The 14507-nt window shown below is 72.8% G+C and carries 13 protein-coding genes and 1 pseudogene; 12 read left to right on the forward strand and 2 right to left on the reverse strand.

Features of this window, described 5'->3' with window-relative positions; genetic code table 11:
- Positions 1-13: 13 nt before the first annotated feature.
- A complete protein-coding gene (locus AB0F62_RS26905; RefSeq protein ID WP_361804295.1) occupies positions 14-406 on the reverse strand; it encodes a PPOX class F420-dependent oxidoreductase in 393 nt (130 codons plus the stop codon).
- A gap of 147 nt (positions 407-553) precedes the next feature.
- On the opposite strand from AB0F62_RS26905, the gene AB0F62_RS26910 reads away from it, so the two are divergent.
- The 3 genes and pseudogenes from AB0F62_RS26910 to AB0F62_RS26920 all read left to right on the forward strand — a co-directional run bounded on the left by AB0F62_RS26910 (position 554) and on the right by AB0F62_RS26920 (position 2984).
- Positions 554-1567, forward strand: coding sequence for an alcohol dehydrogenase (locus tag AB0F62_RS26910; protein WP_361804298.1), 1014 nt, complete (start codon positions 554-556; stop codon positions 1565-1567).
- A 198-nt stretch (positions 1568-1765) separates the two neighbouring features.
- Positions 1766-1921 (forward strand): annotated as a pseudogene (locus AB0F62_RS26915) (GTP-binding protein); the annotation flags it as partial.
- A gap of 67 nt (positions 1922-1988) precedes the next feature.
- Entirely contained in the window at positions 1989-2984 is a 996-nt protein-coding gene (locus AB0F62_RS26920) for a PHB depolymerase family esterase (protein WP_361804301.1), read from the forward strand.
- A gap of 39 nt (positions 2985-3023) precedes the next feature.
- Here AB0F62_RS26920 and AB0F62_RS26925 read toward each other — a convergent pair whose 3' ends face one another.
- Positions 3024-3566, reverse strand: a complete 543-nt coding sequence (locus AB0F62_RS26925) for a DUF1697 domain-containing protein (protein WP_361804304.1) — start codon at positions 3564-3566, stop codon at positions 3024-3026.
- A gap of 102 nt (positions 3567-3668) precedes the next feature.
- On the opposite strand from AB0F62_RS26925, the gene AB0F62_RS26930 reads away from it, so the two are divergent.
- From AB0F62_RS26930 to argF, 9 genes are all read left to right on the forward strand, one after another.
- On the forward strand, positions 3669-4943 hold the full coding sequence (locus tag AB0F62_RS26930; protein WP_361804307.1) for an ATP-binding protein: 1275 nt from the start codon (positions 3669-3671) through the stop codon (positions 4941-4943).
- Positions 4944-4953: 10 nt separating this feature from the next.
- Positions 4954-5286: a nucleotide pyrophosphohydrolase gene (locus AB0F62_RS26935; RefSeq protein ID WP_361804310.1), complete on the forward strand. Its 333-nt coding sequence runs from the start codon at positions 4954-4956 to the stop codon at positions 5284-5286.
- A 139-nt stretch (positions 5287-5425) separates the two neighbouring features.
- Positions 5426-5881, forward strand: a complete 456-nt coding sequence (locus AB0F62_RS26940) for a DUF6099 family protein (protein WP_361804313.1) — start codon at positions 5426-5428, stop codon at positions 5879-5881.
- 214 nt (positions 5882-6095) lie between these two features.
- A complete protein-coding gene (locus tag AB0F62_RS26945; RefSeq protein ID WP_361804316.1) occupies positions 6096-7019 on the forward strand; it encodes an LLM class F420-dependent oxidoreductase in 924 nt (307 codons plus the stop codon).
- A gap of 31 nt (positions 7020-7050) precedes the next feature.
- A complete protein-coding gene (gene mmuM / locus AB0F62_RS26950; RefSeq protein WP_361804319.1) occupies positions 7051-8016 on the forward strand; it encodes a homocysteine S-methyltransferase in 966 nt (321 codons plus the stop codon).
- Positions 8007-9464, forward strand: coding sequence for a 3' terminal RNA ribose 2'-O-methyltransferase Hen1 (locus AB0F62_RS26955; RefSeq protein ID WP_361804322.1), 1458 nt, complete (start codon positions 8007-8009; stop codon positions 9462-9464). Before mmuM ends, AB0F62_RS26955 begins: the two co-directional genes overlap by 10 nt.
- The gene (locus tag AB0F62_RS26960) at positions 9461-12007 is read left to right on the forward strand and encodes a polynucleotide kinase-phosphatase (RefSeq protein ID WP_361804325.1); all 2547 of its coding nucleotides are present in this window, start codon (positions 9461-9463) and stop codon (positions 12005-12007) included. Before AB0F62_RS26955 ends, AB0F62_RS26960 begins: the two co-directional genes overlap by 4 nt.
- Before the next feature lie 75 nt (positions 12008-12082).
- Positions 12083-13306 (forward strand): arginine deiminase, encoded by a 1224-nt coding sequence (locus AB0F62_RS26965; RefSeq protein ID WP_361804328.1) that lies wholly within the window; start codon positions 12083-12085, stop codon positions 13304-13306.
- 131 nt (positions 13307-13437) lie between these two features.
- On the forward strand, positions 13438-14442 hold the full coding sequence (gene argF, locus AB0F62_RS26970) for an ornithine carbamoyltransferase (RefSeq protein WP_361804331.1): 1005 nt from the start codon (positions 13438-13440) through the stop codon (positions 14440-14442).
- The last annotated feature ends 65 nt before the right edge of the window (positions 14443-14507 follow it).

The following is a 14507-nucleotide window of genomic DNA, read 5'->3' on the forward strand; positions in this document are numbered from 1 at the left end:
CGGACCCACGCGGTCAGGCCGTACCGCTGATGCTCTCGGCCTCGATCACGAAGATCACGCGCACCTGGTCGCGGCCTCCGTACCAGGGGTACGGCCCGCCGGTGTACGCGTGCGAGAGCTTCTCGATGTGCTCGACCGCGCCCTCCGTGGTCACCTCGCGCACCCGCCCGCGGACCTGGAAGTAGCGTGACGGGTCGTCCGGGTCGGAGACGGCGACGGCCACGCGCGGGTCCCGGGCGATGTTCCGTGTCTTCACATGGCTTTGCACGCTGTTCACGAGCACGTGCTCGCCGTCCGTGTCGACCCACGTCTGGGTCAGCTGCGGCGAGCCGTCCGGCATGGTCGTCGCCAGGAAGCACAGGCTCGGCCGGTGCAGGAGGTCGAGCAGGTCGGCGGGGAGTTCCACGATGATCCCTTGGTCGGTTGCGCGCAGCCTACGCCCCGCCGTACGGGCCCCCGCGACCGGTGCTCGACGCGAGAAATCACGCTTCCCGGGCCACGATGGGTGCACAGGGCGCCACACGCGCCACACCCCTCACACACCGGACGGGCAATGAACTCCATGCGGGTGGCCCAGGTCTCCGAACCGGGCGGACCATTCGAAATCGTCGAGCGCGAACTGCCCGAGCCGGGCCCCGGACACGTGCGCATCGCCGTCGAGGCGTCCGGTGTCTGTCACAGCGACGCCGGCATGGTCCACAACGCCTTCCCCAACCTGTCCTTCCCCCTTGTCGCGGGCCACGAGGTGGCCGGGCGCATCGACGCCCTCGGCGAGGGCGTGCGGTACTGGGCGGTCGGCGACCGGGTGGAGGTCGGCTGGTTCGGCGGCCACTGCGGGCACTGCCCGCCCTGCCGGGAGGGCGATTTCATCGTCTGCCGGAACCTGCAGGTACCCGGCTGGGCGTACGACGGCGGCTACGCCACCCACATGGTCGCGCCGGTCAACGCCCTCGCCCGGATTCCCGAGGGGCTCACCGCCGTCGAGGCCGCGCCGCTCGGCTGCGCCGGCGTCACCACGTACAACGCCTTCCGCAAGAGCGCCGCCCGGCCCGGCGACCTGGTCGCGGTGATCGGCATCGGCGGCCTCGGGCACCTGGCCGTCCAGTACGCGGCGAAGTCCGGCCTCGAGACCGTCGCCGTCGCGCGCGGCGAGGACAAGCGGGCCCTGGCCATGGAACTCGGCGCCCATCACTACATCGACAGCGCCGCCACGGACACCGCCAAGGCGCTGCAGGAGCTCGGCGGGGCCAGGGTGGTGCTCGCCACCGCCTCCAACTCGCAGGCCATGGCGGCGGGGGTGGACGGACTCCTGCCCGGCGGAGAGCTGGTCCTCGTCGGGATCGACTCCGAGCCCGTCCCGATCACCCCGGCCCAGTTGATCCTGCCCTCCCGCACGGTGGTCGGACACCCGTCCGGCACCTCGCGCGACGTGGAGCACGCCATGAACTTCAGCGCGCTCGCCGGGATCCGCCCGATGACCGAGACGATGCCGCTGGAGGGCATCAACGAGGCGTTCGCCCGCATGATGTCCGGGGCCGCGCGCTTCCGCATGGTCGTCATTCCCTGAGACCCGGCACCGCGTACCTGCCGCCGGCCGGGGTGATCGGGTTGCCCCCGCCCGGCGCCCTTGCCGGACTGCCGTCACCGGCACCGCCGAAAGAGCCCTACGACCCGGGGGTCGTGATCATGCGAGGGCTGCACATGTCCACCCAGCCCGAATTCATCACCCATTCGGAGGACATGGCATTCCACGCATCTGCTCAACCTGGGAATCCTGGCGCATGTTGACACGGGCAAGACCAGCCTGACCGAACGGCTGCCGCACACCGCCGGCGTCATCGACGAACCCCGGCGCCGCCCTCGGTGGTCCGGGCGGCACCGAGGCGATGCGGGCACTGTCGAGGCGGTCCGGGGCACCACGCGCGACGCCCGTGATGTGGTGCCCCGGGCCATGTCGCGGCCACCGGGGCGCTCCTACCGTCCGGCGCATGACCTTACTCAGAGCCGCACTCCGCCGGGGCCGCCCCTGTGCCGCCCTGCTCGCCGTCCTCGTGGCGTTCCTCGCCGCGCTCGTGCCCGCCCGTCCCGCACACGCCGCCGGAACGATCGAGGAGGTGACCGGCTTCGGCGCCAACCCCGGGGCGTTGAGGATGTACCGCTACGCGCCCGCCGGGCTGCCGCAGGGCCGGCCCGTGGTCGTCGCCCTCCACGGCTGCACGCAGAACGCCCAGGGGTACGGGACGCAGAGCGGCTGGACCGCCCTGGCGGACCGCTGGGGCTTCTCGGTGGTGCTGCCCGGGCAGACCTCGGCCAACAACCTCAGCCAGTGCTTCAACTGGTTCCAGACCGGCGACATCGCGCGCGGCCAGGGCGAGGCCGCCTCCATCCGGCAGATGACCGCCCGCCAGGTCGCCGACGCCGGGGCCGATCCGGCCCGCGTGTACGTCACCGGGCTCTCCGCGGGCGGTGCGATGGCCGAGGTCATGATGGCGGCGTATCCGGACACCTATGCCGCGGGCGGCGTGGTCGCCGGGCTGCCGTACGGCTGCGCGCAGGCGGCGGGTTCGCCGTATGTGTGCATGTACGTCGGCGCGACACAGTCCCCGAAGCAGTGGGGCGACCGCGTCCGGGCCGCCTTCCCCGGGTACACCGGACCGTGGCCGCGGCTGACCGTCTTCCAGGGCACCGCCGACTACACGGTCAAGCCCGTCAACATGGACGACCTCGTACGGCAGTGGACGGACGTGCACGGCACCGACCAGACCGCCGACGCCTCCGACACCGTCGCGGGCTTCCCGCGCCGGACGTACAAGGACGCCTCCGGCGCCGCCGTCGTCGAGACGTACAGCATCACGGGCATGGGCCACGGCCAGCCCGTCGACCCGGGCAGCGGGGCGGCCCAGTGCGGCACGGCCGCCGCCTACATGCTCGACGTCAACCTCTGCGCGGCGTACCGGCTCGGGACGGGTTGGGGCCTGGGCTGAGCGGGCCGGGCTGACGGGGCGCGCGCCGGCCCCGCCCCGTCACTCCGCGGCCATCGCCGCCAGGCGGGTCACGGTGTTCCAGTTGCGCGCCGTGGCCGTCAGGCCGAGTCGCCTCTCCCACAGCGCCTGGGAGAGCCGGCTCTTCTGCACGCCGTCCGGGCAGTGCACATAGATCTCGCGCTCGCCGGGACGGAATGCGTCGGGAGCGAAGCCGGCCGGGTCGAGATCCGCGATCCGGTCCGGCTCGACCGGCCCGGACAGGAAGACGACCAGGAAGCGCGCCGGGTCCACGCCCGCCATGTCGAACGGGTTCCCCTCGACGATCCGGTCGAGGTCGGCCGCCTCGCGGACGACGCACGGCACCTTCCGCCCGTCGAACGCGGCGGCGATGGCCGACTCCAGCGCCTCCGCCAGCTTCCCCGGGTCGGCCTGCTCGTGCTCGAACAGGGCGTTGCCGCTCTGCAGATGGGTGCGCACGGAGCTGCCGCCGATTCCTTCCAGCAGCCGGCTCAGATCCTGCATGGGGAGCCTGGTCGTCGGCCCGACGTTGATCCCGCGCAGGAGCGCCACGTATCCGGTCACCACGCCACATTAACCATCGCCTCGCCGGGCTTACCCACTTTCGGAGGACCGATGGCCCGGCGGAACGGTTCGGCACCGGGCGCCGCCGCTACGTTCGCGTCCATGAGCACGAAGAGCGACCGCCCGGTCGTCACCGAACTGCGGCTCTCCGCGTTCAAGTCGCATCGCGGCGCGAGCTTCCCGCTCGGCCCGCTCACCCTGCTGGCCGGGGCGAGCGGGACCGGCAAGTCCAGCGTTCTGGAGGGGCTCGGCCTGCTCGGGCGGCTCGCCGCCGGTGAGGAACTCGGGACGGCGTTCGAGGGCGTCCGCGGGGGAGTGCCGACCTGTGTGCCCCACGCCGCCCGGCCGGACGCGGAGGGACGGCGCGGCTTCCGCATCGGCTGCACGGTGGACGGCGCGGTGGGGCCCGTGACGCTCGACGTCGCCGTGCAGACCGAACCCGAACTGCGGATCGTCGGCGAGCGGTTGACCGGCGCCGGGGAGACCCTGCTCGCCACCGCGCTGCGCGACCCCGGGCGGCGTACCGTCCAGGCGGCCTGGCACACGGCGGGGCTCGTCCCGGTGACCCGGGCCCCGCTGCCCGACGACCGGCTGGCCACCTCCCTGCTGCCGCTGCGCGTCGCGGGTACCACCGAGGGGCAGCGGCTGGTGCTCGCCGCCGCGGAGCAGACGGTGCTCGCGCTGCGCGGGGTGTTCCCCGTCGACCCCCGGCCGTACGCGATGCGGAAGCCGGCCCGCGTGGCCGACGGCCTGCTCCGCGGCGGCTGCGACAACCTGTCCGCGGTGCTGCGCCGCACCCAGGGCGAGTGCCGGACACGGCACGCGGCGCTGGTCGGCGCCCTGCGGGCGGTGTGCAGCCCGCCCGTCGAGGGGCTGACGGTGATCCCCGCAGGGGACCCGGAGACGGCCGGGGGGACGTACGCGGAGTCGGTGCTGGCGGCGGTCGACCGCGGGCCGCTGGGGCTGGTCCCGGTGGACCGGCTCGGGGACGGGGAACTGCGCTTCCTCGCGCTGGCGCTGGTGCTGCTCACCGGGCCCGGGGTGCTGGCGGTGGACACCAGCGGCGAGGTGCCGGACGCCGTGCAGGTGCTCACGGTGCTCGCCGACGGGATGGACGCGGGTCTGGACCGGGCGCAGTCCCGGCAGTTGCTGGCGCTGGCCGGACAGGTCGCCGAGCGCGGTCACATCAGGCTGCTGGGAACGGTCCACGACGCCGCGGTCGCGGAGGGGGCGGAGGGGGTCGCCCTGCTGCGCCTCGGGAGCGCCGAGGAGGGCCGGGAACGCGTACCGGCCCAGGGGGCGGGCCCCGCCTCCCCGGCCGCGGGGCTCTCGCCGGACCCGCAGGCCCCGCAGCGGGCAGCGGCGGCGATGCGGTAGACCTGCGGGTGTGACCGAGGATCTGCACGCGCTGCAGCGCAGGCTGGCCGCCTTCGCGGCGGCCCGGCGCTGGGAGCCGTACCACACGCCGAAGAACCTGGCCGTGGCCCTGAGCGTTGAGGCCTCCGAACTCCTGGAGATCTTCCAGTGGCTCACGCCCGAGCAGGCGGCCCGGGTCATGGACGACGCGGACAGCGCGCACCGGGTGCGGGACGAGGTGGCGGACGTGCTCGCGTATCTGCTGCAGTTCTGCGAGGTACTGGGCGTCGACGTGCTCGAGGCGCTGTCCGCCAAGATCGACCGCAATGAGCTGCGCTTTCCGTTGCCGGGGGCCGGGGACTGACGTACGGCCGCGGGCCGGCGTACTCGTTCACGCGTGCGGGTGAGCACGTTGTCCACAGGCGGGAACAGGCCACTTCCACCGCGCGTCGTGATCCGTCACTCTGAGTGAGGAGCGGGGATCGACGGGGTGGAGGTGTGCGATGGACGCGGTGCGGCTGATCCGGGCCACGCGGGAGGCGCTGAAGAGCGGCGGGACCGAGCGGGAGCTGATGGCGGAGGCCTGGCAGGTGCAGGCGCTGGCGGAGGCCGTCGGCAGCCATCTCGCCCTTCACGGGGCGCCCGAGCTGCGGACGCCGGGTTTCGCGGTCTGCGAGGCCGGTGGCCGGGCCTGCGGCGCCACGGGGCCGCCGGGGGTCGCGTCCGGCCCGCTGCGTGCGGCCATGCTCACCGAAGTGCGCGAGCCGGCCGGGGCTTTGCGCGAGCTGCGTGAGCTGCTGTCGGAGCTGGGCATGGCCCTGGTCTCGGTGGCCTGCACCGCCGAGAGCGCGACGGAGTACTGGCAGTGCATCGAGGCGGTCGACGCCGCCGACGAGTCCAAGGACCGGGTGGGTGTGCTGCTGCGGGCGGTCGAGGCACGGCAGCGGGAGGGCGCGTGAGCGCGTGGCCGGGGCGGCGGCTCAGGCTCGCCCGGGTCCCGGTCGGCCCATGGCTGCGGCCGCCGCCCCGGGCCCCGTCTCTGATGCCTCTCCCTCGTAAGCCGACGCGGCGTACCCGGAATTGGGAATTCTCCCTTTGGGTGCGCTGTCCGAGGAAGCACCACACGTGACCGGTTGGCGATCGAATCTGAATGAAGAGGTGCAGGATGGAAGCATGGATCTTCGAATCTTCACCGAGCCCCAGCAAGGGGCCTCGTACGACACCCTGCTCTCGGTCGCCAAGGCGACCGAGGATCTCGGTTTTGACGCCTTCTTTCGCTCCGACCACTACCTCAAGATGGGCGATGTGGACGGTCAGCCGGGGCCGACCGACGCGTGGATCACCCTGGCGGGCATCGCCCGCGAGACGAAGCGGATCCGGCTCGGCACGCTGATGACGGCCGCGACGTTCCGGCTGCCCGGCGTCCTCGCCATCCAGGTCGCGCAGGTGGACCAGATGTCCGGCGGCCGTGTCGAGCTGGGCCTGGGCGCCGGGTGGTACGCGGAGGAGCACACCGCGTACGGCATCCCGTTCCCGAAGGACAAGTTCGCGCGGCTGGAGGAGCAGCTCGCCATCGTCACCGGCATGTGGGAGACGCCGGCCGGCGAGACCTTCGAGTTCAAGGGCGCCCACTACACGCTGGAGAACTCGCCCGCGCTGCCCAAGCCGGCCCAGGCGAAGCTCCCCGTCCTCATCGGCGGGCACGGCGCCAAGCGCACCCCGCGGCTCGCCGCCCGCTACGCCGACGAGTTCAACCTGCCCTTCGGCTCGCTGGAGGACACCGCCCGGCAGTTCACCCGGGTGCGGGAGGCCGCCGAGGAGCACGGCCGGGGCAAGGACGACATCGTCTACTCCAACGCCCTCGTCGTGTGCGCCGGCAAGGACGACGCCGAGGTCGCCCGCAGGGCCGCCGCCATCGGCCGCGAGGTCGACGAGCTCAAGGCCAACGGCCTCGCCGGTTCCCCGGCCGAGGTCGTCGACAGGATCGGCCGCTACGCCGAGCTCGGTGCCACCCGCTTCTACCTGCAGATCCTGGACCTGAGCGACCTCGGGCACCTGGAGCTGATCGCCTCCGAGGTCCAGTCGCAGCTCGGCTGACCCCGGCACACCACCGCAAGGAGCATCCGCGATGCCCGCGACACCCGGCCGGCCCCTGGCACAGGCCCTCGCCGAGGGCCCCGTCGTCCTCGACGGCGGCCTGTCCAACCAGCTCGCCGACCAGGGCTGCGATCTGTCCGACGCGCTCTGGTCGGCCCGGCTGCTCGCCGACGCGCCGGAGCAGATCGAGGCGGCGCACTCCGCTTATGTGCGGGCGGGCGCGCGGGTGCTCATCACCTCCAGCTATCAGGCGACCTACGAGGGTTTCGCCGCGCGCGGCATCGGACGGGAGGAGGCGACCGCCCTGCTGCGGCGCAGCGTCGCCCTCGCCCGTGCGGCCGCCCGCGACCGCGACGACGTGTGGGTGGCGGCCTCCGTGGGACCGTACGGCGCGATGCTCGCGGACGGCAGCGAGTACCGCGGCCGCTACGGGCTGACCGTCGCGGAGCTGGAGCGCTTCCACCGGCCGAGGATCGAGACGCTGGCGGAGGCCGGTCCCGACGTGCTGGCGCTCGAGACCGTGCCGGACACCGACGAGGCGGAGGCGCTGCTCAGGGCCGTCGACGGGCTCGGGGTGCCGGTCTGGCTGAGCTATACCGTCACGGGGGAGACGACCCGGGCGGGCCAGCCGCTGGAGGCGGCCTTCCGGATCGCGGCGGATTCGGACGCGGTGATCGGCGTCGGCGTCAACTGCTGCGACCCCGCGGACGCCGCCCAGGCGGTGGAGACGGCCGCAGCGACCGTGGACCGGCCCGTGGTCGTGTACCCCAACAGCGGCGAGGCCTGGGACGAGCGGGCCCGCGACTGGCGAGGCGGCTCCGCCTTCGACCCGGCACGGGCGGTCGACTGGGAACGGGCCGGGGCGCGGCTCATCGGCGGATGCTGCCGGGTCGGCCCCGGGCAGATATCCGCCCTTGTCTCCGCACTTGCCCCGCGGCCGGGGAAATTCCCTGGTCGGAGCCGTGGTGACCGGGAGATACTCGGGCGGTGTTCCTGACGATAACGACCACCGGCAGCGGCGGTACGCCCGCCACGGACCTCGGCTTCCTGCTGCACAAGCATCCGGAGAAGGCCCAGGTCTTCTCGACCTCCTACGGCGACGCCCACGTTTTCTACCCCATGGCGTCCGAGCAACAGTGCACCGCCGCGCTGCTGCTGGAGGTCGATCCCGTGGCGCTCGTCCGGCGGGGCCGGGGCAAGGGCCGGGGCGGTGCCCCCGACTCCGCGCTCGCCCAGTACGTCAACGACCGTCCGTACGCGGCCTCGTCGCTGCTCGCGGTCGCCCTTCGCACCGTGTTCGCCAGCGCCCTGAGGGGTGTCTGCGACGCCCGCCCGGAGCGGGCGGCGCAGCCGCTGCCGCTGCGGATCGAGATCCCCGCCGTGCCCGCGCGCGGCGGATCCGCCCTGGTCCGCAGGCTCTTCGAGCCCCTGGGCTGGACCGTCGGGGCCGAACCGGTCGCACTGGACGAGCGGTTCCCCGAGTGGGGCGAGTCGCGGTACGTACGCCTGGTGCTCGAAGGCGAGCTGCGGCTGTCCGAGGCACTGCGGCATCTGTATGTGCTGCTTCCGGTGCTGGACGACGCCAAGCACTACTGGGTGTCGCCCGACGAGGTCGACAAACTGCTGAGGATGGGCGACGGATGGCTCGCCGGCCACCCGGAGCAGCGGCTGATCACCAGCCGCTATCTGTCCCGCCGCTGGTCGCTGACCCGGCAGGCCATGGAGCGGCTGGAACTCGCCCGGCTCGCCGAGGCCGACGACAGCGAGGCCGAGGAACTGGACAACGCGGTCGACGAGGAGGTGGACACCGAGGAGAAGCCGCTGCCGCTGGCGGTGCAGCGACGCGAGGCGATCCTGGCGGCGCTGCGCGACGCCGGAGCGAGCCGGGTCCTCGACCTCGGCTGCGGCCAGGGCCAGCTGGTCGGCGCGCTGCTCAAGGACGTCCGCTTCACCGAGATCGTCGGCGTCGACGTGTCGGCGCGGGCTCTGGGCGAGGCCGCGCGCAGGCTGCGGCTGGACCGCATGGGCGAACGGCAGTCCTCCCGCGTCCGGCTGATGCAGGGCTCCCTGGCATACACCGACGCACGGCTCAAGGGCTATGACGCCGCGGTACTGAGCGAGGTCGTCGAACACCTCGACCTGCCCCGGCTGCCCGCCCTGGAGTACTCCGTCTTCGGCGCGGCACGTCCCGCGACCGTGGTCGTGACCACGCCGAACGTCGAGTACAACGTGCGCTGGGAGACGCTGCCCGCCGGGCACGCCCGGCACGCCGACCACCGCTTCGAGTGGACCCGCGAGGAGTTCCGCTCGTGGGCCGGGCAGGTGGCCGGACGGCACGGCTACGACGTGCGGTTCGTTCCCGTCGGCCCCGACGACCCGGAGGTCGGCCCGCCGACCCAGATGGCAGTTTTCACGATGACCGCGAAGGAGGTCACGTCCGCATGACCGGCAAGCGCACCCTCCCGGTGACCGACCTGTCCCTCGTGGTCCTGATCGGCACCACCGGCTCCGGCAAGTCCACCTTCGCCCGGCGCCACTTCAAGCCCACCGAGGTGATCTCCTCGGACTTCTGCCGCGGCCTGGTCAGCGACGACGAGAACGACCAGAGCGCCAGCGGCGACGCCTTCGACGTGCTGCACTACATCGCGGGCAAGCGGCTGGCCGCCGGCCGGCTCACCGTGGTCGACGCCACCAGCGTGCAGCAGGAGAGCCGCCGTCAGCTCGTCCGGCTCGCCCGTGAACACAACGTGCTGCCCATCGCGATCGTCCTGGACGTCCCCGAGCAGGTCTGCATCGAGCGGAACGCGTCCCGTCCCGACCGCGCCCACCTGCCCCGGCACGTCGTGCAGCGCCAGCAGCGCGAGCTGCGCCGCTCCCTGCGGCAGCTGGAACGCGAGGGCTTCCGCAAGGTCCACATCCTGCGCGGCGTCGAGGAGGTCGAGGCGGCCGAGGTCGTGCTGGAGCGCCGCTACAACGACAAGCGCGAGCTCACCGGCCCGTTCGACATCATCGGCGACATCCACGGCTGCAGCTCCGAGCTGGAGACCCTGCTGGGCAAGCTGGGCTACGTCGACGGCGCGCACCCCGAGGGCCGCACGGCCGTCTTCGTCGGCGACCTCGTCGACCGCGGCCCCGACAGCCCCGGCGTGCTGCGCCGCGTCATGGGCATGGTCGCCGCCGGCACCGCCCTGTGCGTGCCCGGCAACCACGAGAACAAGCTGGGCCGCTGGCTCAAGGGCAAGAAGGTCCAGCACACCCACGGCCTCGCCGAGACGATCGAGCAGCTGGAGAAGGAGGACGCCAAGGACCCCGCCTTCCGCGAGCAGGTGCGCGAGTTCATCGAAGGACTCGTCAGCCACTACGTCCTCGACGGCGGCAAGCTGGTCGTCTGCCACGCCGGCCTGCCCGAGAAGTACCACGGCCGCACCTCCGGCCGGGTCCGCTCGCACGCCCTGTACGGCGACACCACCGGCGAGACCGACGAGTTCGGCCTGCCCGTGCGCTACCCGTGGGCCGAGGACTACCGGGGCCGCGCCGCCGTCGTCTACGGCCACACACCCGTGCCGAGCACCTCGTGGATCAACAACACCATCTGCCTCGACACCGGCGCCGTGTTCGGCGGGCGGATGACGGCCCTGCGCTGGCCCGAGCGCGAGATCGTCGACGTCCCCGCCGAGCGGGTCTGGTACGAGCCGGCCAAGCCGCTCGCCGCCGAGGCCCCCGGGGGCCACGACGGGCGGCCGCTCGACCTCGCGGACGTCACCGGCCGCCGGATCGTGGAGACCGTGCACCAGGGCCGGGTCGCCGTCCGCGAGGAGAACGCGGCCGCCGCGCTGGAGGTCATGAGCCGCTTCGCGGTCGACCCGCGCCTGCTGATGTACCTGCCGCCGACGATGTCGCCCTGCGCGACCTCGCAGCTCGAGGGGTATCTGGAGCATCCGCACGAGGCGTTCGCCGCCTACCGCGCGGACGGCGTGGGCCAGGTGCTGTGCGAGGAGAAGCACATGGGCTCCCGCGCCGTGGCGCTGGTCTGCCGAGACGAGGCGACGGCCCGCGAGCGCTTCGGGGTGGCCGACGGCGTGACGGGCGCCCTGCACACCCGCACCGGCCGCCCGTTCTTCGACGACCCGGCCGTCACCGAGCAGGTCCTCGACCGGCTGAGGGCGTCGGTCACCGCCGCCGGGCTGTGGGAGGAGCTCGGCACGGACTGGCTGCTGCTCGACGCCGAGCTGCTGCCCTGGTCGCTGAAGGCATCCGGCCTGCTGCGCAGACAGTACGCCGCGGTGGGCGCCGCCTCCGGCGCGGTGTTCCCGCAGGCCCTCGCCGCGCTGGAGGCCGCCGCCGCGCGCGGCACCGACGTGGCGGGCCTGCTGGAGCGGCAGCGTGGGCGCTCCGCGGACGCCGCGGCCTTCACCGAGGCGTACCGGCGCTACTGCTGGACGACCGACGGCCTGGACGGGGTGCGCCTCGCGCCCTTCCAGATCCTGGCCGTCCAGGGCCGCAGCCTTGCCGCGCTCCCGCACGGCGAGCAGCTGGGGCTGATCGACCGGCTGGTGGCGCACGACCCGTCGGGGCTGCTCCAGGAGACCCGCCGGATCACGGTCGACACCGCGGACGAGGAGTCCGTGGCGGCCGGCACCCGGTGGTGGCTGGAGCTGACGGAGGCCGGCGGCGAGGGCATGGTCGTCAAGCCGCTCCAGGCCCTGGTGCGCACCGAGGACGGCAACCGCCTGGTCCAGCCGGGCATCAAGTGCCGCGGCCGGGAGTATCTGCGGATCATCTACGGACCGGAGTACACCCGGCCCGACCAGCTGGCCAGGCTCCGCTCCCGGGCCCTGGGCCACAAGCGCTCCCTCGCGCTGCGCGAGTACGCGCTGGGCCTGGAGGCGCTGGACCGGCTGGCCGCGGGCGAGCCCCTGTGGCGGGTGCACGAGGCGGTCTTCGCCGTCCTGGCCCTGGAGTCCGAGCCGGTGGACCCCCGGCTGTGAGGGGTGGGGGGCGGGCACCTGGGTGCCCGCCCCTCCCTGGCGGTAAACCCTTGCCAAGTGGGAATGTCTAGCTCCATGGCATTCCATGTGGACTCCGAGGCAGGGCGGCTGCACCGCGTCATCCTCCACCGCCCCGACCTGGAGCTGAAAAGGCTCACGCCGTCGAACAAGGACGCCCTGCTCTTCGACGACGTCCTGTGGGTGCGCCGGGCCCGCGCCGAGCACGACGGCTTCGCCGACGTGCTGCGCGACCGGGGCGTGGCCGTGCACCTCTTCGGTGACCTGCTGCGGGAGACGCTGGCCCTGCCCGAGGCCCGGCGCATGGTGCTGGACCGGGTCTTCCACGAGAAGGAGTACGGCCCGGTGGTCACCGACCACCTGCGCGCCGCCTTCGACGAGCTGTCCGCGGCCGAGCTGACCGAGGCGCTGGTCGGCGGCGTGACCAAGCGGGAGTTCCTGGCGCGCTTCGCCGAGCCGACCTCGGTCCGCTTCCATGTGATGGACGTGGACGACTTCCTGCTCAACCCGTTGCCCAACCACATCTTCACCCGGGACACCTCGGCCTGGGTCTACGACGGGGTCAGCATCAACGCGATGCGCTGGCCCGCCCGCTGGCACGAGACGATCCACTACGAGGCGATCTACCGCCACCACCCGCTCTTCGCGGGCGGCTCCTTCCACGTGTGGTCCGAGGGGCAGGCGGCCTACCCGTCCACCATCGAGGGCGGGGACGTCCTGGTGATCGGCAACGGCGCCGTGCTCATCGGCATGAGCGAGCGCACCACCCCGCAGGCCGTGGAGATGCTGGCCCAGCGCCTGTTCAGTGCCGGGTCGGCCACCACGATCGTGGCCCTGGACATGCCCAAGCGCCGCGCCTTCATGCATCTGGACACCGTGATGACCATGGTCGACGGCGACACCTTCACCAAGTACGCGGGCCTGGGCATGCTGCGCTCGTACACCATCGAACCCGGTGCGGGGGAGCGCGACCTGAAGGTCACCGACCACCCGCCGGAGCACATGCACCGGGCGATCGCGGCCGCCCTCGGCCTCGACGACATCCGCGTGCTCACCGCGACCCAGGACGTCCACTCCGCCGAGCGCGAGCAGTGGGACGACGGGTGCAACGTGCTCGCGCTGGAACCGGGCGTCGTCCTGGCCTACGAGCGCAACGTCACCACCAACACGTTCCTGCGCAAGCGCGGCATCGAGGTCATAGAGATCCCCGGGAGCGAACTCGGGCGGGGCCGCGGTGGCCCGCGCTGCATGAGCTGCCCCATCGAGCGGGACCCCGTCTGACGACGGGCCGCGGGCCGCCGTCAGACGGGTCCGGCCCGCGGCACTGTATAAGGATGCGCTTCTTCGTATAGACTTCCATGGTTCGGCGTACTCATGTTCGGCACCCGGCCGACCGCGATCTAGGAGCCCCCATGGCCATCGACCTCACGGGCCGCCACTTCCTCAAGGAGCTGGACTTCGCCCCCGAGGAGTTCCGCGGGCTGGTGGACCTGGCCGCCGAGCTGAAGGCGGCCAAGAAGGCGGGCACCGAGGTCCGGCGGCTGAACGGCAGGAACATCGCCCTGATCTTCGCCAAGACCTCCACCCGCACCCGCTGCGCCTTCGAGGTCGCCGCGGCCGACCAGGGCGCCTCGACGACCTACCTGGACCCGGCGGGCTCCCAGCTCGGCCACAAGGAGTCGGTCAAGGACACCGCCCGCGTGCTGGGCCGGATGTTCGACGGCATCGAGTACCGGGGGACCGGCCAGGAGGTCGTCGAGGAACTGGCGGCCCACGCCGGCGTGCCGGTGTGGAACGGCCTCACCGACCAGTGGCACCCGACCCAGATGCTCGCCGACGTGCTCACCATGGCCGAGCACTCCCGCTCCCCGCTGGGCGAGACCGCCTACGCCTACCTCGGCGACGCCCGCTCCAACATGGGCAACTCGCTGCTGGTCACCGGTGCCCTGCTCGGCATGGACGTGCGCATCGTCGCCCCGGAGCGGCTGTGGCCGGACGACGCGGTCGTCGCCGAGGCCCGGCGCCTCGCGGACGCCACCGGCGCCCGCGTCACCCTGACCGAGGACGTCACCGAGGGCGTCGCGGGGGCGGAGTTCGTCCACACCGACGTCTGGGTGTCCATGGGCGAGCCCGCCGAGGTCTGGGACGAGCGGATCGCGCTGCTGAAGCCGTACGCCGTGACCGCGGACGTGCTGCGCGCGACGGGCCGCCCCGACGCGAAGTTCATGCACTGCCTGCCGGCCTTCCACGACCTGGGCACGACTCTCGCCCGGGAGATCCACGAGCGGCACGGGCTGACCTCGCTCGAGGTCACCGACGAGGTCTTCGAGTCGGCGCGGTCCATCGTCTTCGACCAGGCCGAGAACCGGATGCACACCATCAAGGCCGTCCTCGTCGCCACGCTGACCGGCGGGTGAGGCGCCACGCATATCGCGCACTCGTGACGGCGGTCACGAAGGAGTGATAACTTCACGGTGTTGGC

The sequence above is a fragment of the Streptomyces sp. NPDC026673 genome, assembly GCF_040638135.1.
Classification (GTDB): domain Bacteria; phylum Actinomycetota; class Actinomycetes; order Streptomycetales; family Streptomycetaceae; genus Actinacidiphila.

What these genes read in the sequence shown, in the direction of transcription:
- AB0F62_RS26940 (WP_361804313.1), top strand. Translation starts at nt 5,426, where the DNA reads ATGGACGCGGTGCGGCTGATCCGGGCCACGCGGGAGGCGCTGAAGAGC.
- argF (WP_361804331.1), top strand. Translation starts at nt 13,438, where the DNA reads ATGGCCATCGACCTCACGGGCCGCCACTTCCTCAAGGAGCTGGACTTC.
- AB0F62_RS26960 (WP_361804325.1), top strand. Translation starts at nt 9,461, where the DNA reads ATGACCGGCAAGCGCACCCTCCCGGTGACCGACCTGTCCCTCGTGGTC.
- AB0F62_RS26945 (WP_361804316.1), top strand. Translation starts at nt 6,096, where the DNA reads ATGGATCTTCGAATCTTCACCGAGCCCCAGCAAGGGGCCTCGTACGAC.
- AB0F62_RS26910 (WP_361804298.1), top strand. Translation starts at nt 554, where the DNA reads ATGAACTCCATGCGGGTGGCCCAGGTCTCCGAACCGGGCGGACCATTC.
- AB0F62_RS26930 (WP_361804307.1), top strand. Translation starts at nt 3,669, where the DNA reads ATGAGCACGAAGAGCGACCGCCCGGTCGTCACCGAACTGCGGCTCTCC.
- AB0F62_RS26920 (WP_361804301.1), top strand. Translation starts at nt 1,989, where the DNA reads ATGACCTTACTCAGAGCCGCACTCCGCCGGGGCCGCCCCTGTGCCGCC.
- mmuM (WP_361804319.1), top strand. Translation starts at nt 7,051, where the DNA reads ATGCCCGCGACACCCGGCCGGCCCCTGGCACAGGCCCTCGCCGAGGGC.
- AB0F62_RS26965 (WP_361804328.1), top strand. Translation starts at nt 12,083, where the DNA reads ATGGCATTCCATGTGGACTCCGAGGCAGGGCGGCTGCACCGCGTCATC.